Consider the following 20,946-nt stretch of genomic DNA (forward strand, 5'->3'; position numbering starts at 1 on the left):
AGTTAAACGTTGACTGAAAACAAGACAAACTTTTTCGGCCGCCGTATTGGCGTGAACGAACAGCTGCGTAAGGAAGCTAGAAGCCAGAAGATCAAATCTGGTATCTCTCGCACTTGCCGCTGGTTTGCTCGCCGTGGCTGGATTATTTGTGTTGTGCTTGCCGCTATCGGTGTGGTTGGCTATCAGCAGCGTTTTGAACTTCAGCGCTTTAACCCGATGGAATTCCGCCACCTGCAATATGTGGATATTGAAGGCAATCGTATGCTTTCCTGGGAAGATGTGGTCCAGAATGCTCAGATTGAAACCGGCATGCTCATGAGTGACGTGGATGAAGATTCCGTCCGTCAGGCTCTGCTTCGCTTGCCGCTGATTCACGATGTGACGGTCACGAAGGCTTTCCCGTCCACCTTGAACATCAAGCTGACTGAAACCTCTCCGGTGTTCTCCGTATTTGACGGCACCAGTGTGATTGGATATTCCGAAAAGGGCTTGCCCATGTCCATCGCAAGAGCATCCGCCATGAGGCTTCCCATTTTCGATCATGAAAATCTGGACAAGGTTAAGGATGTGGCCGCTTTCCTCACGACCATGCGTCAAATGGATAGCGACCTGTACGAAAGAGTTTCTCAGGTGGGCTGGTCCGAAAAGGATAAGGCTTTCGAAGTTTTCTTCAAGGATGCAGGTTATCACGTTCTGTTTGCCGCTTCTAGCTGGACGGAAGACGTGTTTGCCCTGTACGAATCACTGGGGAAGGGGTTTGGTAAGGACTTAAGATGCGCTGGCGAAGTTGATATGAGGTTTCCGGGCTTCGCCTATGTAAGGAATTATGAAAAGAGGTGTCTCAATGGATGATAAACAGACCGTAAAGAAAGACGATTACATCTTTGGTCTCGATATCGGGGCTTCCAAGGTCAACTTGTTTGTTGGCATTTCCGGCGGTGAATCCGTACGCGTGATTGAATGCGGCGATTTCACTCTGGCAAACGCTGACGAATTTGACTCCGTAGTGGAAAAGCTGCAGCAGGCTGTTCACATGCTGGAATCTTCCGCATGTGTGGATGTGCACGACGTGTACGTGGGCATTGCCGGTAAGCATGTGCAGCCCTTTAGCTACAAGGGCCTGATTACGCTGCCTACAGGTGAAGTTCGCGAAGAAGACATTGCTAGCGTCCAGAAGCAGGCAAGTACGCTTCCTGCTTCCGCAGGCGAAATCATCCATGTGTTCCCGGGTGAATATACTCTGGACGATGAAGAACATATCCGTAACCCCAAGGGCCGTTCCGGTCGCCGCCTGGGTGTAGAAGTTCAGTTGGTCACCTCCCGACAGAACGCTATGCAGAACCTGGCAAAGTGCGTCAATCGTGCCGGCCTCAATGTGCTGGGCTTTGTGCTGGAACCTCTTGCAGCCGCATGCGCCGTCCTTACAGAAGATGAACGTGAATTGGGCGTGGCCCTGGTGGATATTGGTGCAGGCTCTGCAGATATCGCCGTCTTCGTCAACGATTCCGTTCGCTACACCGCATCTCTGGATCTTGCTGGTAATGTAATCACCAGCGACATTAGCAAGTGCCTGCCGGTACCTATTTCTCTGTCCAAGGCAGAAGAAATCAAGAAGAAGTACGGCACCTGCCTCTTGAACAATCTTATTGAAGACGAAACCTTCCCGGTTCCCGCTGTAGGTGACCGCGGTGACGTTCCCTGCTCCAAGCAGCTGCTGGCTCGCGTGATTACCGCCCGCGTCCAGGAAATTTTCCAGCTGTTGGCAAAGGACTTGAAGAAGCATCAGATGGATTCCATCATCAATGGTGGAATTGTCCTGACGGGTGGCTGCTGCAACCTGGAAGGCATCGATACTGTTGCTGCCAAGGAATTCGGCAAGCCTGTCCGTATCGGCCGCCCCAAGGGCATGACTGGTATTCAGGAAGCCTTCCAGAATCCTTCTTATGCAACGGGCATTGGCCTGCTTCACTATGCCAACAAGCAACATCGTGAAAAGAAGAACAAGGAAACTGGTGCCCAGATCGCGGTTTCCGTCAAGAAGGGCTTTAAGCGATTCTCTGAATTCCTGAAGACCTACTTCTAATCACAAACCAAGAGATTTTAAACAACAAACCTACCCACTCAATAAATCAGGGAGATTAAAACATGAGTGAATTCGATAACATCAACTTTGAGGCTCAGTCCCGTATCATGGGAGATGACTCCTCTACTCGTAATGCAAAAGTCAAGGTTTTCGGTGTCGGTGGTGCCGGTGGCAACACTGTGAACCGTATGAAGCAGATGAACATTGACGGCGTTGAATACTATGCTGTCAATACTGACGCTATGGCTTTGGACCTGAGCCTCGCTGATCACAAGATCGTGATCGGTGAAAAGACCACCAAGGGTCTGGGCGCTGGCATGGATCCGGATAAGGCTTCCAAGGCTGTTGAAGAAAACATTGAAGAACTGAAGGAAGCTATGAAGGGCGCCGACATGGTGTTCGTCACCGCCGGTATGGGTGGTGGTACCGGTACTGGTGCAGCTCCTATCGTTGCAAACGTCGCCCGTGAAATGGGCATCCTGACTGTTGCTGTTGTGACCAAGCCGTTCCGCTTCGAAGGTAACGCTCGTTCTTCTATCGCTCAGTCTGGTATCAAGGCTCTCCGCGAATGCGTTGACACCATCATCGTTGTGGAAAACAAGAAGCTTTTGACTCTGCTCCAGAGCTCCAACCAGAAGGCTACTATGGAAGAAGCCTTCAAGATGGCTGACGAAATCCTGGGTAACGCAGTGCAGAGCATCTGCGGTATCATGTTCCATCATGGCCTGGTCCATGTTGACTTTGCTGATATCCGTAAGGTTATGCTGAAGGGCGGTAGCGCTCTCATGGGTACCGGTTGTGCTCAGGGCGAAAAGCGCGGTATTGCCGCTGCTGACCTGGCTCTCGCATCCCCGCTGCTGGAAGACATCAACATCGAAGGCGCATCCGGCGTTCTCATTAACGTTGCTCACGGCGAAAACTACTCCTTGCTGGAACATAGCGATGCTATGGAACACATTTATGAAAAGGTGGGTGAAGAAGGCAATCCCAACATCATCATCGGCGACATCACTGTTCCGGAACTGGGTGACAAGGTTTGCATCACCATTATCGCAACTGGTTGCGGTGGCACTTCCAACGCTCAGCCTGCAGCACCTTCTTTCACTGCCGCTCAGACCATGCAGATGACTGGCTTTGCTCCGAATCCCGTATTCGGCGCTTCTCAGCCCACCGTTGCTGTTCCCGCTGCAGCTCCCGCTGTTCAGCAGGCTACTCCCCGTCCGACTTCCGTGAACTTCTTTGCTGAAGCCATGGCTAGCGCAGCTCCTGCCGCAGCACCTGCTGTTGCTCCTGCCGCTGTCGCTCCCGTTGCTCCCGCTGTAGCACCGGCTGCTCCCCAGGTTGCTCCTGAAATGTTCACCCGTCGTATGGCTCCTGCTGCCGCTGTTGCTCAGCCCCGTCCTGTAGAAGTTGCTCCGGCAATCGCTACTGTCGCTCCGGCAGTTGCATCTGCTTTCGCATCTCCTGCATTTGACGCTACTGCAACCGCAGTTGCTGAAGAAGTTATTACTCGTGGTTCCGACACTTCCGAATTCTCCACTGTTGCTGATGAAGATCGCTATAACGGTGGCTGCGGTGGTTATGAAGAACCGGCTTTCACCCGTAAGCAAGCTTCTATGGAACGCCAGCCGGTTGTCGAAGAATCCCTCAAGGATAGCACCCAGGATTACTCCATCCCGGCTTACCTCCGTTCTAACTTCAACGACAACTTCTAATTAAAGAATTGATGGGCCGTCAGGCAATGTATTCTGCTACAAGTCTCTTGTAGCGGGGTATGCTTGATGCGCTCCGCCGAAACACACACACACAAGAGTGCGCGAGTGCGTACTCGACACAACACAAAGGGATTACCTGGGTCTCCCTGCCTGGGTAATCCTTTTTTATACCGCGAGCCCACACTGTACGGATGTTTCGTGTGACAGGGCTCGCTCTCGTCGCCACGGCTGATTAAGATCAGCCGCTTGCTCCTCACATATTTTGCGCGGGCAGTACGCTTTTTTACTACATTCAGAATATGGATTTTTTCCCTGGACGTTTTGTTTTATCCCTTGCGCTTGGAATTTCTGCTGTGTACGCCGCAGAGGTGGTTCCGCCTGAGATTTTTGTGGATAGCACGGTTTCTGTGGAACAGTGGCGTTCATCCTTGTGGAAGGATTCGTCAGCCCATAAGGGATACGTTCAGGTGGGTACGGACTTTAACTTTGGCTTTAACGGTGGGCCCACTGCCTCCTATTTCGCGGCGGATACATCGGACTGGTTTGGCGGTAATTGGCGTGGACTTCAGATTCCTCTGGAAACGGCCCGCAATTACGAAGATCGCATCGAGCCTTTCTTTACCTTGAGTTTCCGCGCGGGTTACAAGAATTTCCATTTCTTGATGGAACTGCCTTTGCGGAAAGATCTGGAGGCCTGGTATCAGAGCGGGACGAAAACCAATCTGACTTACAAGCCCAGCGAATTGGATATTAACGTTCCCTACAACGCTTATGCCCGCTGGAACAATCCCGTAGGCTATGTGCAGATTGGTCGATTTGATGCGGATGTGAAGACCTCTCCCAACGATGTGTTCATCGGGGGAATTCCTTATCATGATGGAATCCACTGGAAGTTTAATCCTGGAATTTTCCGTTACGACTTCTTGCTCAGTTCCTTGAACGCCTGGCTTTATGGGGACATTATCAATCACGATACGGGTTGCCCGTACGATGAATACTCCGAGGCATATGCCCAGAAGTGTACCATCATGAATTCCGAACACATGGTTCCCAATCAGCGTCACAGAACGTATTCCGAGAACGTGAAGAATTTGGTGTTTCATCGTTTTGGAATCGAGACAAATAAGTTCTGGGCCTATGTGGTTGAAACCAGCATGATTGGGGGCAAGTCCCTGGAGTTCCGTTCCATCAATCCCTTCATGTACTGGCATGATAATTACGCAACGGGCTATACGTCTGCGGCAACCTCCCTGGAATTTGGCTACAAGCCTATTCAGGGCGGCAAGTTCTACGGCCAGATGAATATGGAAGACATTAACAGCCCTGTTGGGGAGGATGACGATAAGGGAACTTCCCGATCCATCATCAACTATCTGGTGGGCTACTATCAGGAAATTCCTACTGCAAAATACGGAACCTTTACGGGACGTTTCGATGTGGTCTTGACGGATCCCGCATCCAACAATAGCCGCCTCCCATTGTTGAAGTACACCGGGCGAAAGCTGTATCGCAGTAACTATCGCGAGCAGGATGATTCCGATTACGCCGATGCTTATTTCGTTGACTATCCGGTGGGCTATCGTCGCGGACCCGACGCTGCAGATATCTGGCTGGATGTGAGCTGGAAATACAAGAATCGTTCCGTTGACTTAAGCCTTGCCTGGCTCCGTCAGGGAGACAAGGAACTTTATTCCGATTACAATACGGCTTTGGCTACCGAGAATTCCACCTCTGGCGTGGAAGAGGCCCAGTACGTCTTTGATGTTTTGTATCGTGAAAAGGTCAAGAGCTGGTTTGAATATTATGCCGGCGGTGGTTTCCGCGTGTATGAGAATTTGGACCACATTAACGGTAACGACGGTGCCGATGGATGGGTCCGTGCGGGCATTAAACTGATCTTCAACCCTGTGGACTATCGTTTCTAGCAGTTCTTTCCTTAAGTTCTATCCCCTAGTCCCTAGCCCCTAGCCCCTATTTATCTATCTTTGTAATATCTTCAAACAGGAGTTATGTATGGCTGAAATTGGTACCCCCCTAAGCTCTAGTGCAACTAAGGTTCTCTTCTGCGGTGCAGGTGAACTGGGCAAGGAAGTCATTATCGAAATGATGCGCCTTGGCGTAGAAGTGGTTGCCGTGGACCGTTATCCCAATGCTCCTGGTATGCAGGTGGCTCACCGTTCCCATGTGATTAACATGCTGGACGGTGCCGAACTCCGCCGCGTAATCGAACTTGAAAAGCCCGACTACATCGTCCCCGAAGTGGAAGCAATCGCTACCGATACCTTGGTCCAGATGGAATCTGAGGGTTACACTGTTATTCCCACTGCAAAGGCAACTAAGCTGACCATGAACCGCGAAGGCATTCGCCGTCTGGCCGCCGAAGAACTGGGCATTAAGACTAGCCCCTACAAGTTTGCCGACAATTTCGAAGACTTCAAGGCCGGCGTCAAGGAAATCGGTATTCCTTGCGTAATCAAGCCTGTGATGAGCTCCTCCGGCCATGGCCAGAGCGTCATCAAGTCCGAAGCAGATATCGAAAATTCTTGGAACATTTCCCAGAACGAAGGCCGCACCGGTAAGGCAAGCCGCGTGATTATCGAAGGCTTTGTTCCCTTCGACTACGAAATCACCTTGCTCACCGTCCGTCACGTTGCTGGCACCAGCTTCCTCGCTCCCATCGGTCACCATCAGGTTGGCGGCGACTACCAGGAATCCTGGCAGCCCCAGCCCATGAAGCCGGAACTCTTGGAACAGGCCAAGGAAATTGCGAAGAAGGTTACCGACGCTCTTGGTGGCCGCGGTATCTTCGGTGTTGAACTGTTCGTCTGCAAGGACGAAGTTCTGTTCAGCGAAGTGAGCCCCAGACCTCATGACACTGGCATGGTGACCTTGATTTCTCAGGACCTTTCTGAATTCGCTCTCCACGCACGCGCCATTCTGGGCCTGCCCATTCCCAACATTGCATTCCACGGCGCCAGCGCCTCCAAGGCAATCGTTGTGGACGGCAACTCCGATCACGTTAAGTTCGGCGGCCTGGAAGAAGTGCTCGCAGAACCCGACACCGGTCTCCGTCTGTTCGGCAAGCCTGAACTGAAGGGCCACCGCCGTTTGGGCGTTCTTCTGGCTCGCCGCGACACCGTCGACGAAGCTCTCAAGACCGTCATGGAAATGCGCGAAAAGGTTAAAGTTACTCTATAAAGATGCATGGGGGGTTGCCACCCCCCTGGACCCCCCACAAAAGAATTCAGCCGGCCAAGTAGGAATACTTGGCCGTCTTTTTCTTTTGTGTTTGAAGGGCGCTGAAGCGCCTCTTCAATTGCTTTAAGATATGGCATCACTTTTTTTCAATAAATCTTTGAGTAGGAAGCTTGCTTCCACTCAAATAAAAAAGAATGGTCCCAAAGCGTTGCTTTGAGGACCAATTCTTTTTTCGGGGTTCCAAGGGGCGGTAGCCCCTTTGCAACATTTATTCCCCGCAGGATTCGTAGTAGGCTTCCAGTTCCTTATGGCAGTTGATGAAGGGCACCTTCAGGGCCGGGTCAAACTGAGTTCCCATGGCGCTGGTAATGATGTCGAAGGCTTCGGAGTAGGACATCTTTTCCTTGTAGCAGCGACGGCTGACCAGTGCGTCGTAAACGTCTGCAATAGCCATAATACGTGCTTCAAGGGGAATTTCATTTCCCTTGAGATGATCGGGATAGCCGGAGCCGTCCCAACGTTCGTGATGGTAGTGGGCCACGTTTCTTGCGATGTTGACCAGCTGTTCTGATTCCACATCCTTCAGCAGGTTTTCAACGATAACTGCACCCTTTTCGGAGTGAGTCTTCATCACTTCAAATTCGCTGGTTTCAAACTTACCGGGCTTACGCAGGATGGCGTCTTCCACGGCAATCTTACCCAGGTCGTGCATGGGAGCTGCCTTGACGACTGCGTTGAAGAATGCGTTCATGGAGGTGTAGGCCCCACTTTTCTTCATTTCGTTAATGAGAATCTTCACCACATGGCTGGTACGGCGGATGTGACCGCCCGTATTGCTGTCGCGGCTTTCCACCATATTGGCCATACCCACAATCATCTGTTCCTGGATGTTCTGGATGTGCTCGTCCTTTGTCTGGACGTCATTGGCAAGTTCGCTATTGTACTTGTCCAGAAGCTTGATGTAACGCTGCATCTTGGTGTCGTCTTCGATACGGAACATGTAACCGCAGACCTTTCCTGCGTGATGCAAGTTTCTCAGAACCACCTTGTAATGTTTCTTGCCATACTGGAAGCAGTCTACAAGGCACAGCTCCTGGGGGGAGAACTTTTGGATCAGCTTTAGAAGGATGTTTCCGAACTCGTCATCCGGAACCTTGGAGTCCACACGATATGTCTTTAAGGTGGGGAAGTGATGCAGGGCGATGTCATTACAACCGATGTAGCAAAGATCCTTGGTGACGGACAGGTAGACATTTTCGTTCTGGAATTCCAGGGTGTCGATAATGGTGCTCTGGATGTCGTATTTGCCCAGTCGATGATTGATGGTCAGCAGAACGTATTCGATGATCAAGTAAACTGCCGGCATGACCAGCATGTCGTAACCCAGTTCTCTACAGATGAGGAAGGTTCCGATTCCGAAAACGCCAATAGCCACCATGGAAATGAGGTTCTTGTAGGATACGTTCTTTTTATTGAACAGAGCGTAGAAGAAAATAATGAAGCCCGCCAGCATGTAGGTCCCAAGCATGATATTGTAAAGAATGTGGGCAGGACCGTATTCCGGCTGGATGTCTGTAATCCCGTTATGGGTAATGAGCTGGGGCATGCCTTTGTAATAGATGTCGTTCCATCCGGTTGTCAAGGCCAGCAATAGAATGACAATATTAATGATAAAGGGGATGGCCAGGGCTCTCCTGGAAATCTTGAAACCACACAGCTTGAATTCTTCTAGAACGAAAAGACCGGGAATGAAAATCGCTCCGATGTAGGCAATCTTGTTTGCGAGGACCGCTTCTTCAGGATTTGTGGAGAGCATCAGCGTCAGATGGCCGAAGATACCTACTGTCATGATGAGGAACATGGTGGCGTAGGCTGATTGCGTGTGTCTAGGATTGTTTCTTAGCAAAATGCCAAGATTCACAATAGAAAGTAATAGAGCTGCAACCATGTAAGAAACAATCATAATGACCTCATAAACACCTAATCGGAATACTGGAAAAATAAGAAAAAAAATTTGTACTGAATGGAGAGGATCGCCTTAGCACACGATTTTGCCCAAGGCAATGATGGCTGCGGTTCGTGCACGGAGTCTTGTGGGACCCAACTTCATCAGGTGAACCTTGCCGTTCTGGAATTCCTTGATGGCCTGGATTTCCGCAGGGGAGAAACCACCTTCGGGACCTACTAACAACGTTGTGGGATTTGCCAGGGTTTCGGGGGAGGGGGCGCTTTCGCCATCCATGTCGCAAAGGACCAAGTCACCCTTGTAGCTTTTCAGCCAGTCCTTGAATTCTATGGGCCCGTCAATTTGGGTAAGCCAGGGTTTCTTGGATTGTTTTAGGCTTACAAGACTTTTTAGCTCTGCACGGCGTACCGTCTTTTTCAAGTCGGAATTCTTGGGCTCCTGGGAATAGTCCGTGCGCAGAAAGATAATGCTGTCAATTTCTGTCTGTGCCGCATGGAATACTACTTCTTCCAGGGCGTCATCCTTCAGGCAGGCGATACCTAGGGATACCTTGGGACGTTCCGTGCTAGGCGTGATGACCGTGTCAACCTGGACTTCACATGCCTTGGGGTCTGCTTTCACGATGGTGGCGTCGGCAAAATGTCCTAAACCATCGGAAAGCTGCAATACGTCACCTACGGCGGCACGGCATACGCGTACGGCGTGGGTACTTTCATTCTCGTCCAGCGTGATCACGCCTTCGGTAATGAGCGGGCAATAGAAGCGACTATCAGGAGTTTTCATGTGCTGCAAGATAGTAAAAATGAAATGTGAAGAATGGAGTATGAAGAATGCTAATAATGGCGCCTGCGGCACATTCTATAAAGGGGTATATCATCTTTCACCTTTCATCGTTCATTTTTCATTTTTTATAAATTTACACTATGACTCGAAAGCCGGTAAAAGCTGTTGTATTTGACTTGGATGGTACTTTGTACCTGAGTGGTCGTCCTTATCCTAAAGCGGTAAAGACTGTAAACAATGTGGCCAAGCACGTTCCCGTGTACTACTTAAGTAACAATACCAGCAAATCGCCGGTCTTTTACGAGAATCGCCTGAAGGTTATGGGCCTTCCTCTTCGTGACGATGCCATCATCTCGGCACTCTACCTTTCCCTGAACGCCATTCACGAAGAAGGCATCAAGAATGTTTTCTTCTTTGCAAATCCCGAAGTGACGGAATGGTTTGCCGCACAGGATCCGAGCCTGAATTTGCGCCCTAGCGTTGCGGAAACGGAACTGGTCCTGATTGCCTATCACAACAGCTTTGATTACCGGGAACTTTGCGAATTGTCCTTCCGAGTCCAGCGTAAGATTCCTTTCTGGGTGACCCATACGGATTTTGTCTGCCCCGACGCCAACGGCCCCGTGCCTGACATCGGCAGCTTTATGGCCTTGCTGAAAACCGCCTACGGCGTAGAACCGGAACGAAGCTTCGGGAAGCCTAATCCAGCGATGTTGTCGGAACTTCTGAAGAAGTACGACCCTGAAGAAATCCTGTTCGTGGGGGATCGCCTGTATACGGACTTTGAATTGGCCAAGCGTAGCGGTTGCCGGTTTGTTCTGCCTCTTTGTGGCGAAACAAAGTTGGCTGACTTGGAAAAGCTGGATGTGAAGCCCGAAGTGGTGGTGGACATGGTCAGCGATATTGACTTTGAAGGTTTCTTCGAGGGACGAATCTAATGAGTCGTCTTGAACGTTTTTTCTTCCGTCACCCTGAGCGCAGCGTAGCGAAGTCGAAGGGCCTAGTAGTATTACTCTTGCTTTTCTGCTTGGCTCTGCCGTCCCTTGCAGCAGACCTGACGGTAGCTGTTTCTCTCCAGCCATATTCCAGTGTGGTTCATGAAATCGGTGGAGAGCAGGTGAACGTGGTCTCCATGGTTCCCGCAGGTTCTGGCCCCCATACATTTGAACCTAAGCCCGCTTCCCTCAAGGAATTCGCCAAGGCTACAGTTTACTTCAGTGACGGATCCGGTATGGATGCCGCCTGGTTGCCTCGTTTCAAGGGCGTGAACAAGAACGTGAATGTCATTTCCCTCTCTCAAGGAATTTCCTGGATGGAAGAAGATGAACATCATCATCACGAAGGCGAGGAACATCATCCCGAGGGCGAAAAAGATGAGGATGAGTTGGATCCCCACCTGTGGACATCTCCCGTCCAGATGATGCAGATTGCAGAAAATGTCTGCGAAGCTCTCATGTCTCTGGACGCCGCCCATAAGGACCTTTACCGCAAGCGCGCCAATGACTTGATCTTCCGCCTGAAAAAGTTGGACGTGGAGCTGCGCCAGACCGTCAAAAAGCTTCCCGCCAATGGCCGCACCTTTATCGTCTTCCATCCGGCTTATGGCTACTTCGCCCGAGATTACGGCATGAAACAGCTTACGGTGGAAGTGGCCGGCAAGGAACCGAAACCTCGTGACCTGGCAAACCTGATAAAGACCGGTAAGGCCAACAATGTCCATATTGTTTTCGTCCAGCCCCAGTTTAGCAAGCGTGCTGCTGCCACCATCGCAAAAGAACTGAACGCAAAGATTCTGGATACGGATCCCCTGGCTTACGATTACGAAGGCAATATCCGTGCACTTTTAAAATCCATTAGTCAATAAAATCTATGAACGCAATTGAAGTCAACAACCTGTCCTTCTCTTATGGCAAGTCCAAAATCCTCGACAAGGTAAACCTTGAAATCGAGGAGAACGACTTCGTTGCAATTATTGGCCCTAATGGGGGCGGTAAGTCCACCCTCATGAAATTGATTGTGGGGCTTCTGTCCCCTGCAGAAGGTGACGTTCGACTTTTTGGGGAAAAGGTTCCTACCAAGAAGGTGGCTGTAGGCTATGTCCCCCAGAACACCAGCCGCAATCTGGAATTCCCCATTACGGTTGGCGAGTGCGTCGCACTTGGTAAAATCGGCTTGAAGGCAAAATCCCCCGAGGTGATCGCGGCCCTTTCTAAAGTTCATCTGGAGGGCTTTCTGGATCGCCGTCTGGGCGAACTGAGCGGTGGCGAACGCCAGCGAGTTTTGATTGCCCGTTCCCTGGTTTGTAATCCCCGCATTCTATTTCTGGATGAACCTAGCAACAACATTGACGCCGCCGGCCAGGAAAACCTTTACAACCTGCTGGAAGAATTCAGCAAGACCATGACCATCGTTATCGTCACTCACGACCTGATGGCCCTTTCCCATAAGGTCCGGAGCGTGGTCTGCGTCAACCGTAGCGTTCACTATCACGAAGGCTCCGGTCTTACCCAGCAGATGATTACAGATACTTACGGTTGTGATGTGGACTTGATCGCCCATGGCATTCCTCATCGCGTTTTAGGAAGTCACGATCACTCCCACGGGGGCTGCTGTGAAGGACATCATCACCACCATCACTAGATTTTTGGGATAAATATGAAAAAGAATTTTAAGTGGATGACTTTGGCCCTGGCAGCCTGTGGCGCCTTTGTGGGCTGTAGCGATCAGGGCGGATCTCCCGAATTCAACGTAGAGGATCCTTTTGACATCGTCCTTTCCAAGTCCAGCTATAGTTACAAGTCCAAGGATTCCTTGCTCATTGTGAAGGAACCTGTCTGTAAGGAAGTGAAGGAGGGCGGCCTCAAGTATTTGCAGTGGAAGAAGGAAACTTCCACTCCTGATTCCATCTTCGCTTATCGTTCCAAGTCTACCGCCTATGTGCGTGAAGATCGTGACGATGATGAGGATGGTGAAGTCGCCTACGTTTACGACGGATCTTCTTTCCCCGGCGGAAACTGGGTTCGTGCTGACGAAAATAAGAATTCCATCCATCACGCGCTGGTATTCTCTTCCGGGGTCCTGAAGAAGACTTTCCAGTATGATGGTTCCTGCTTCATGAAGTCCTTCTATACCCAGCTGTTTAACAAGAATAGTTCCTTGAAGGGCGCCGAAACTGCACTGGGCAAGTTCTACGAAATGTTCAGCGATGACGATGAGTATGAACTGGATGAAAATGAAATCATCGAGGACATGCGCGTTCCTGATTGCGATGAACTGAGCATGCATGATGGCGACGTTGGCATTAAGGTGAATATGTTGAAAGCTTCCAGTGGTAAGATTTCCCTGAACTACTTGAACAAGACATGCCTCATCAAGTTCAGCCTTCGATATGCCAATAAGGAAAGCGATTGTCAGGATGCCTATGATGAGTATAAGCTGAACCGCAATACGGACAAGTCCTTTGCATTTGAGGATTATGACCGCTCCATCGAGTATAGCTACGATTGCATTACGGAGCTTGTGAAGAAGGTAAAGGCCGACAGGACGACCCTCAAGAAGTCTACCGCAAGCGATGAAGATCTGGCTAAGGAAATGACATCAGCGGCAGTTGATGTAATCCTCTCTGGCTTGAAATAAACCGCGCTGGTTTTACACAGAAAAAGACTCCGTCCAGACAAGACGGAGTCTTTTGTGTTTTTTAGGAGGAGAGTAGTAGTATGAGAGAGATTCGTATGGGAGCGCTAAAGCGCCCTACCTAGCGAAGGTCAGCAACGCAACGGACGTAGAGACCCTTGGTGCGGGTTTCGTCGGTGCGGTTGATGTTCTTTGCAACGCTGCGGAATTCCCAGGAACGACCGGTGCCCTTTTCTACAGAGGTTGCAGACCAGTAGTGACCGGAGGTATTGCTTTCGCAATAGCCGCCCCATTCCTTGCAGCCGCCCTGACCCAGGTTCTTCCAGTCAACCTTGGACTGATCCTTCTGGAAATCGCGCCATTCTCCATCATCGGGGAGGTGCCAGCCAGCGGGGCAAGCCTGCTTGGCTTCGTTGTGGCTGTAGAAGCGACCATACTTCTGGCAGTATTCTTCGCTTTCCATGAGGCACTGGTTCGGGTTGGAAATGCTAAATGCAAGATTCTTCTTCATCCAGGCCTTGTCGCCACGGATTTCGATGCCATACTTCTTGCCGTCACGAGAATCGGTAAGAACCTTACCGTCTGCGGAAATATTCTTCTGTTGGAGAATACGGTTGAAAATTTCTTCTTCAGATAGAACTTCGCTATCTGCGGTCATCTTCACTTCGTGAGTCTTGACCATGTGAGTCTTTTGCTTGTTAGTCTTCACCATGCGGTGAGCGCCCATCTTGGGGCCTGCAGCAAAAGCGGTTGTACAAAGTGCGGACACAGCGAGAACGCTCAGTACACGTCCGGAACACTTGACGAGAGTAGTGATTAATCCATGCATAACAGCCATCCTTAATTCCATAAAAGCGCACCTTGCGAGCTCTGATAAGCCAGTGCTCTGCGCTTACATTGAAGAATATATACCGGATTATTTCAAGTTGGATGTTACAAAAAGTTTTCAAAGGGAAAATGTGACCCCGGTCATGCCGGGCCCTACCCAGAAAGAAAACTTTTCGTTCCGCTTTTTATGCATGGCAAGAATTCCGTAACTCACCGCGGTTCCAACCAGCGCTCCAGCCAATGCGTCAGAGGGATAATGCTTTCCTGCGGCAATCCGAAGGGCGCTTTCAAGCCCCGCCAAAGAAAAGGCCAATGCCCGTACAACCCCCGTATTTACTGAGTTCGGGTGTGTTTGAGCGAACCATTCGGAGGTGAAAACTGCAACTGTAAATGCGGCAGATGCGTGTCCCGAAAAGAAGCTTCCGTAGGCTTCGCCCTTTGCATTTTCGGCGGCCTTTTTCCCCTTTCCGCTCTCTGCATATACGTACGGTCTTGGCCAAATTTCTAAAGATCTAAGGGCTAGATTTATTCCAGATTGGAATAGTGCGGCTTGGACTAACATAAGGCTGAAAGTACCGAATTCTTGCCAGTCGGAGTCCTTGGAATACAGGGCTAAACCACCTACGGCGAGGGGGGCGACTGCAAAAACCACCCCAATATCGCTGGCCAGATCCGCGGATTCGCTGTATCGACCTGCAAATTTACGGTCCCAGGGCAAAAGATTCCCTTTGTCCATCACATGGTCGGGGATTTCCATCTGGCTATAGAGATAGCTGCCGAACCCGCTGGTAAGCAGGGCCATGGTTGTTAGGGGAATGTCGTTGGAATAACTGAGGCTGTATTCCTCGCGAGCTCCCGAAAGGGAGAATGCTAGAGCTAGCAGGGGGAGGATGAGCCTGATCTTCATATGGGCCTAAGCTAAAAAAATTATATTGTCAAAAAAAAGACCTTAGGTTGTTTTTATGGCGAAAACGAATAATAACCGCGAGCCCATTGTTCCCAACATGGATTTGTTTGGGGCAATTTCAGACGAGATGCGTCTGAAGATCCTCTTGCTTTTGGATCAGGCTGAATTTACGGTTAACGAGATTAAGGATATTCTGGATATTCACCAGAGTAACGCCAGCCGCCATCTGGCAAAGCTTTCTTCCTGTAACTTGCTGAAGGATCGTCGTGACGGTATCAAGGCTTATTACCGCCTAAGCGAGGAACTTTATTTGAGTGATCGCATGCTGTCCATGATTCGTGAGGCTTATGAAGATCTGTCGGACAAGGATATTCTGAAATGCCGTGCCGCCCAGGTGCTGGAAGACCGTAGCGACAAGACTAAGGGTCAGATTCATAAACTGGATCAGGCCGGCGGAAGCCTAAAGGCTCAGATCAGCCTTTTCAGTAAGCTGATGGTTCAGTTTGACAATGCCGTGGATGTGGGGTGCGGTGAAGGGGGCGACTTGTCCCTGATGCTTGCAAACCGCTGCAAACATGTGACATCCCTGGACTGCAATCCCAAGGTGGTTAGCGGTCTTCAGAAGATTTTAAAGCAGAAAGGTATCCAGAATGTTCAGCCCAAGGTGGCGGACATGGTCAATACGGGCCTTCCTGATGATTTTGCTGATCTTGTCCTGATGAGTCAGGTTCTCCATCATGCTATGGACCCGCGCCATGCCCTGCAGGAAGCGGTTCGTATCCTGAAGCCTAACGGGACTTTGGCCCTTTTGGACCTGGCTCAACACAAGGAAGAATCTTTCCGTACGACCCATGGCCATATCTGGCTGGGCTTCGATCGATCCCAGCTGGAATTTTTCGTGAAGGAATTGAATTGTACCATTATGGAAAGTGAAATCATCCCTAGCGAAAATGAAGTGGATAAGAAGCTTCCTGTGATTTGCATGATCTTGACGAAAAACGCGTAACAGAATTTTCTTGAGGAATTGGAATAGACTTTATGAAACTCTTTGAAAAAAAGCCAGCCTTCTTTGTGGCAATTGCTGCCATCTTCTTTGCGATCTTGCTGATTGTATTCCGCGACTTCGCTTTTGATTCTAACCAGCTGATGCTGAATTCCGACCAGTTGAATGGTATCGGTAGCCGAATCCTTCGTGCGGAAAGCGCCCTGGTGACGGAATGGGACGACAGCCGTCTAGGTGGAGTTCCTACCATCGATGCTCTGTTTGCCGATGTGTATCACCCGCTGGTATGGACCCAGTTCTTGATGGATCCTGCAAGAGCTGTGGGATTTAAGTTTATCCTGACTCTGTGGGTAGCCTTCATGAGTGCATTTGCTCTGGGCTGGCACCTGACGAAAAACAAGTGGTGGGGCGCTCTCCTGGGCCTTCTCTACGCCTTCGCTCCGGAATTCTTTACTTATCTCTATGGCGGTCACGATGGCAAGATGATGGTCTTTGCCATTGCCCCGCTGGCCCTGCTCTGTATTCGTAAGGTGGTCCGCACGGGAAGCATTCCCTACATGGTGCTTCTTGCCTTGAGCGTTGCCTGGATGATTCTTGGCTCTCACCTGCAGTTGACTTACTTGTTCCTGTGGGGCGCCGGCCTTTATACTCTTTATGAAGTGGCCTTCCATTGCGATGCCCTGAAGACTCGCGGCAAGCGCCTGGGCCTTGCTGCAGTGGGTCTTGCTTTTGGCCTTGCTCTTTCCTGCTTCCAGATTGTGCCGCCCTATCTGTATACCACCACACAGTCTGTTCGCGGTGACGATAGCCATACCAATTACGGCCATGCAGTGAGCTGGTCTTTGCATCAGGAAGAAATGGCCCAGATGATCCTGCCGGGCTTTATCGGCGTGGATGTTTATGAACAGAATGAAAAATCCGGCGACCTGGAAGGTAGTTCCTTCGTGAATTTCTCCATGGACGAAGTTCGCAAGATGGGCGGAGGCTCTCCTTTCTACTGGGGCCACAACAGCTTCAAACTGGATCATAATAACGCGGGCGCACTTCTTACCTTCCTGGGTTTCCTCTGCCTGTTCCTGCCGGGCAAGCGTCGTTATGCAGCCTTCTGGGGCGTAGGCGCTGTCGTTGCCCTCAGCTACGGTATGGGCGATCATTCTCCCTTGTTCAAGCTGTGGTATAATGTTCTGCCTGGTGTCAAGAATTTCCGTGCTCCGGGTATGGCCTTGTTCTGGTTGCCGCTTCTGCTGGTTATGATGGCTGGTCCTGTGCTGAAGGCTTTGACTGCTGACAATTCTGAAGTTGCTGAAGGTGGACGTTCCGCTGATGATGACCGTCGCGCCTTGATGCACGGTACTGCAATGTATGGCGTTCTCCTGTTGATCGTCTTGATTGCCCGCTTTGCCTGGACTGCATTTATCGGCCCTGTAGGACTTGTGGTGATGATTGCCTATGCGGTTCTTTGCCTGGGTGTCATGAGCTTGGACGACCAGAAGAAAACTCTTACGGTTAATAACCTGATGGCTGCCTACAGTGCAAAGCTTCCGGGTACTAGCCGCGTGATTCAGGCTGCGCTTTTCCTGGCTGCGGCTTACATTGGTGTGATGCTGATGAGCGGTCAGAAACTGCTGGAAGATGCTGTGACTGCTCCGTACTTTAAACCTCTGAACGAAGCTGTCATGGAGGCAACCGCTGGCAAGGTGGTGCCGGGCTTTATCCTGGTTCTTGTAGTGATTGCAGCAGCTCTGTTCGTGACCAAGAGCAAGATGAGTTCTCTTGCCAAGGTTGTAGTTCTTGCTGCTGTAGCTGGTATTGAACTGTTCGTGATTGATGGAGCCTTTATCCAGAATGTTCCTGCTCAGGAATACTTGCAGCCTGACAATCAGTTGGTAACCGCCTATAAGGGCTACTTCAAGGCGGATTCCCTCAATACGCCTCGTGTGCTTTCTCTGTCCAACAGTAAGTCCTTGGGCGCAAATTCCTTCCCGCAGTATAACCTGCGTAATGCAGATGGCATTCACGATAACGAACTGGCCAGCTATCGTGCTTTCCGTGGTGGCCAGCAGAACTCCAATTACTTGCTGAACATCAATGAACCTAACGCAGCACATCCTTTCCTGGATCTGATGAACGTAGGTGTGATCTTCTTCGATACTCAGCGTGGTACCTCCATGTTCCCCAACATGACTTACATGGGCGAAGCTTACCTCTTTGGTGAAGCGGTGGTCATGAACGATGAGGATGCCATCAATACATTGAAGACTCAGGGCGCAATTCGTGCGGAAATGACCGAAGAACCTAAGGTCGCCGAATCTGCTGAAGTGTCTGATTCGGCCAAGGTTGCCGCAGATTCTGCAAAGGTCACCGCAGAAAAGGTCGCTGAGCCAGCCGAAGCGAAATCCAAGTACGCAGACGAAGACGGTAAGTTCTTCTATCGCGAAAAGGTTATCCTGTCTGAAGCCCCCGCTAATGACTACAAGGGTAGCGTAGCTTCTGCTGGTCCTATCCAGGGTAAGGCTCGTCTTGTAGAACGTCCCAAGATGGATACCCAGGTCTTTGAAGTAGAAGCAGATCGTCCTGGCTTTATGGTGGTTGCTGGTAACTACCATCCCTACTGGAAGGCTTACGTCAACGGTAATGAAGTGAAGGTGTACAAGGCTTTTGGAACTCTCCGTGCAATTGAAATTCCTCAGGGCAAGTCTCAGGTCCGTATGGAATATCGCAGCGTTCCCTTCCACAAGCTGGTTTACGTATCCTTCGCCGCTGGTGCAATTCTCATTGTGCTTTGCGTTGTGGCTGTGGTACGCCGCAAGAAATAACCTGCGATATGGGGCTGAAAAAGCCTGCTTAAAAGCTTAAAGGCAAGAGGTTTTCCTCTTGCCTTTTTCATGTTCAAAAAAACTCTAGCGTAGAGTTTGGACGGGGTTAGGGACGAGTGTCCTGTCCGGGGGGCATCTTGATGTAGTAGATGACGCAGGGGATGACGATGGCCAAAATCTGGATCAGGGGGAGGAGTACGTTATACCAGCCGGCTGCCTGAACTGCTTCGGATACCAGAAACATATGGGCGAGAAGGAGCAGAACGTCCAGGAGGAATCCGGGGAGGATATAGAGAAGTAGTCTTGTCATAGGCCATAAGATAAAAAAAAGCCTGTGTTTTGGTAGCGCTAAAGTGGTAAAATCCTAGAAACCTGAAAAAGGACGCGATTTGGCGTAACTTATTGACTGTCAATGAGTTGCGTGTTTTAAAATATGTTAAATTTATGGGTATGAATAAGAAGTTTTCTCTTTTTGCAATTGCATGTCTGTTTGCCGCTTCCCAGGCAATGGCAGAAGATCCTCGTATTGCCCAGGGTAGAGTTTTTGAATCCCAGGGAAATTATGAAATGGCTTTGGGTGAATATCGTGCCATGCTGGCCGAGGATTCCAAGAATTCCGAAGCCTATCTTGCTGCAGCCAATGTCCGCGTGAAGATGAAGGACTATAGCGGTGCACTTGCGAACTATCGCTTGGCTTATAAGTTTAATCCCAAGATGAGCGCTGCCTACGAGGGTGCCGCCAAGGTCTACGAATTGCTGGGTGACAAGAAGCGCGCCGAAGCGGAACGAGCCAAGGATCCGAAGAATATGCCTGCGGAAGAGGTTGCAGAAGCACCCGCAAAGGTTGCTGAGCCTGTCGAAGCGCCGAAACCCGCGCCCAAGGTCGCCGAGCCCGCCGAGGTGAAGACCTCGCCTAAGGTTGCTGAGCCTGTCGAAGCACCGAAGCCTGTTGAAGCTGCCAAGCCGGTGGAAAAGGTTGCTGAAGTGACCAAGCCTGCTGCTAAGGTCGCCGAGCCCGCCGAGGTGAAGCCCGCACCCAAGGCCGCCGAGCCTGCCGAGGTGCCTACAGATCCTTTCGAAAAGGGTAAGGCTCTCTTTGCTCAGGGTAAGTATAACGAAGCTGCTCCGATGTGGCGTGAAGTATTGAAGAAGACTCCTGGTCATGCCGGCGCCTATTTCTATGCAGGGCTTACCCGCTTTGAGCTGGGTGAATACGACAAGGCCGAGTTCAACTTGAAGAAAGGTCTGGAATATAAGGAAGAAGGTAACGACGCTAACTACTATCTGGCTTGCGTCTACCAGAAGTCTAATAAGACTGAACTGGAAAAGCGATTCCTGAATAATTATCTGAAGAAGGCCGCTCCCAACGCTAAGTTCCGTCGCAAGGCAGAAAACCGTCTGGCTGAAATGGAAGCTGCAAAGGCTGAAGCCGCTGCCGCCAAGGATGCTGAACTTGCTGCGAAGGCTGAGGCTGCCGAAGCACCTGCAGCAAAGGTCGCTGAGCCTGCCGAGGTGAAGACTGCTAAGGCTGACGTACCTGCTGTGTACAGACCCGCAAAGGCTGAGGAACCTGCCCCTGTGATGGATGCTGATGGTAATGTCCTTTCTATTGCTGGTGCTGTGGCTAAGTTCCGCGCTGGAAATCTGGAAGAAGCGCTCCAGTCCTACAAGTCCCTGCTGGAAACCCAACAGAACCCAGAGGAACGTTATTTCACCTTGCTGCAGATGGGCAATATCTACCGCGAGATGCGTGACTTCCATAGCGCTGTAACCCGCTATCGCGAAGTGGTGCAGCAGTTCCCCGACTCTGACTGGGCAACTGAAGCAGAACGTGCCCTGGAAGACGCCGTGTGGCTTGAAAAACACGCCGGTGAACTTCCCAGACGTAAGTGATGCAAGGTGCTCTGCGCACCCAACTCTTCTGAATGAAAAAAGACCTCTGGCAAAAACCAGAGGTTTATTTTTTTGGGGTGCTCAAGGGACGGGGATGAGTCCGCCCTTTGCAACAAGACCT

At 50.6% G+C, this 20,946-nt stretch carries 17 protein-coding genes; 12 read left to right on the forward strand and 5 right to left on the reverse strand.

From position 1 onward, the window contains the following. Positions 1-9 precede the first annotated feature (9 nt). The 5 genes from BUB59_RS03360 to purT all read left to right on the forward strand — a co-directional run bounded on the left by BUB59_RS03360 (position 10) and on the right by purT (position 6,996). Complete coding sequence (locus tag BUB59_RS03360) at positions 10-852, forward strand: cell division protein FtsQ/DivIB (protein ID WP_073225621.1); 843 nt, start codon at positions 10-12, stop codon at positions 850-852. Next, positions 845-2,083, forward strand: a complete 1,239-nt coding sequence (gene ftsA, locus BUB59_RS03365; protein ID WP_073225623.1) for a cell division protein FtsA — start codon at positions 845-847, stop codon at positions 2,081-2,083. The genes BUB59_RS03360 and ftsA overlap by 8 nt, the downstream gene beginning before the upstream one ends. Positions 2,084-2,145: 62 nt before the next feature. Then, positions 2,146-3,798, forward strand: a complete 1,653-nt coding sequence (ftsZ, locus tag BUB59_RS03370; RefSeq protein WP_073225625.1) for a cell division protein FtsZ — start codon at positions 2,146-2,148, stop codon at positions 3,796-3,798. Positions 3,799-4,097: 299 nt separating this feature from the next. After that, entirely contained in the window at positions 4,098-5,723 is a 1,626-nt protein-coding gene (locus BUB59_RS03375) for a hypothetical protein (protein WP_234979915.1), read from the forward strand. Positions 5,724-5,811: 88 nt separating this feature from the next. Then, entirely contained in the window at positions 5,812-6,996 is a 1,185-nt protein-coding gene (purT, locus tag BUB59_RS03380; RefSeq protein ID WP_073225627.1) for a formate-dependent phosphoribosylglycinamide formyltransferase, read from the forward strand. Between the two features lie 268 nt (positions 6,997-7,264). Here purT and BUB59_RS03385 read toward each other — a convergent pair whose 3' ends face one another. Together BUB59_RS03385 and BUB59_RS03390 are read right to left on the reverse strand one after the other, a co-directional pair. Continuing rightward, the gene (locus BUB59_RS03385; protein ID WP_073225628.1) at positions 7,265-8,959 is read right to left on the reverse strand and encodes an HD domain-containing phosphohydrolase; all 1,695 of its coding nucleotides are present in this window, start codon (positions 8,957-8,959) and stop codon (positions 7,265-7,267) included. A gap of 75 nt (positions 8,960-9,034) precedes the next feature. Beyond that, positions 9,035-9,745: an RsmE family RNA methyltransferase gene (locus BUB59_RS03390; protein ID WP_073225629.1), complete on the reverse strand. Its 711-nt coding sequence runs from the start codon at positions 9,743-9,745 to the stop codon at positions 9,035-9,037. A 140-nt stretch (positions 9,746-9,885) separates the two neighbouring features. On the opposite strand from BUB59_RS03390, the gene BUB59_RS03395 reads away from it, so the two are divergent. The 4 genes from BUB59_RS03395 to BUB59_RS03410 are packed head-to-tail and all read left to right on the forward strand — an operon-like array spanning position 9,886 to position 13,381. Beyond that, positions 9,886-10,683, forward strand: coding sequence for an HAD-IIA family hydrolase (locus BUB59_RS03395; protein ID WP_073225630.1), 798 nt, complete (start codon positions 9,886-9,888; stop codon positions 10,681-10,683). After that, on the forward strand, positions 10,683-11,609 hold the full coding sequence (locus BUB59_RS03400; RefSeq protein WP_073225631.1) for a metal ABC transporter solute-binding protein, Zn/Mn family: 927 nt from the start codon (positions 10,683-10,685) through the stop codon (positions 11,607-11,609). Before BUB59_RS03395 ends, BUB59_RS03400 begins: the two co-directional genes overlap by 1 nt. A 5-nt stretch (positions 11,610-11,614) precedes the next feature. Next, entirely contained in the window at positions 11,615-12,385 is a 771-nt protein-coding gene (locus BUB59_RS03405; protein ID WP_073225632.1) for a metal ABC transporter ATP-binding protein, read from the forward strand. A 15-nt stretch (positions 12,386-12,400) separates the two neighbouring features. Beyond that, positions 12,401-13,381 carry a hypothetical protein gene (locus BUB59_RS03410; protein ID WP_073225633.1) on the forward strand — a complete coding sequence of 327 codons (981 nt, stop codon included), beginning with the start codon at positions 12,401-12,403 and terminating at the stop codon, positions 13,379-13,381. Positions 13,382-13,499: 118 nt separating this feature from the next. Here the strand turns inward: BUB59_RS03410 and BUB59_RS03415 are convergent, their stop codons facing one another. Beyond that, positions 13,500-14,216 carry an FISUMP domain-containing protein gene (locus BUB59_RS03415; protein WP_073225634.1) on the reverse strand — a complete coding sequence of 239 codons (717 nt, stop codon included), beginning with the start codon at positions 14,214-14,216 and terminating at the stop codon, positions 13,500-13,502. Positions 14,217-14,324: 108 nt separating this feature from the next. Beyond that, a complete protein-coding gene (locus tag BUB59_RS03420) occupies positions 14,325-15,113 on the reverse strand; it encodes a phosphatase PAP2 family protein (protein WP_073225636.1) in 789 nt (262 codons plus the stop codon). Between the two features lie 55 nt (positions 15,114-15,168). On the opposite strand from BUB59_RS03420, the gene BUB59_RS03425 reads away from it, so the two are divergent. Together BUB59_RS03425 and BUB59_RS03430 are read left to right on the forward strand one after the other, a co-directional pair. Continuing rightward, entirely contained in the window at positions 15,169-16,119 is a 951-nt protein-coding gene (locus BUB59_RS03425; protein ID WP_234979916.1) for an ArsR/SmtB family transcription factor, read from the forward strand. A 32-nt stretch (positions 16,120-16,151) separates the two neighbouring features. Beyond that, a complete protein-coding gene (locus BUB59_RS03430) occupies positions 16,152-18,932 on the forward strand; it encodes a glycosyltransferase family protein (protein ID WP_234979917.1) in 2,781 nt (926 codons plus the stop codon). A 106-nt stretch (positions 18,933-19,038) separates the two neighbouring features. On the opposite strand, the gene BUB59_RS03435 is transcribed toward BUB59_RS03430, so the two are convergent. Beyond that, the gene (locus tag BUB59_RS03435) at positions 19,039-19,242 is read right to left on the reverse strand and encodes a hypothetical protein (protein ID WP_073225638.1); all 204 of its coding nucleotides are present in this window, start codon (positions 19,240-19,242) and stop codon (positions 19,039-19,041) included. 140 nt (positions 19,243-19,382) lie between these two features. On the opposite strand from BUB59_RS03435, the gene BUB59_RS03440 reads away from it, so the two are divergent. Next, positions 19,383-20,825 (forward strand): tetratricopeptide repeat protein, encoded by a 1,443-nt coding sequence (locus BUB59_RS03440; RefSeq protein ID WP_234979918.1) that lies wholly within the window; start codon positions 19,383-19,385, stop codon positions 20,823-20,825. Positions 20,826-20,946: the final 121 nt, after the last annotated feature.

The organism is Fibrobacter sp. UWEL (assembly GCF_900142535.1).
GTDB lineage: Bacteria > Fibrobacterota > Fibrobacteria > Fibrobacterales > Fibrobacteraceae > Fibrobacter.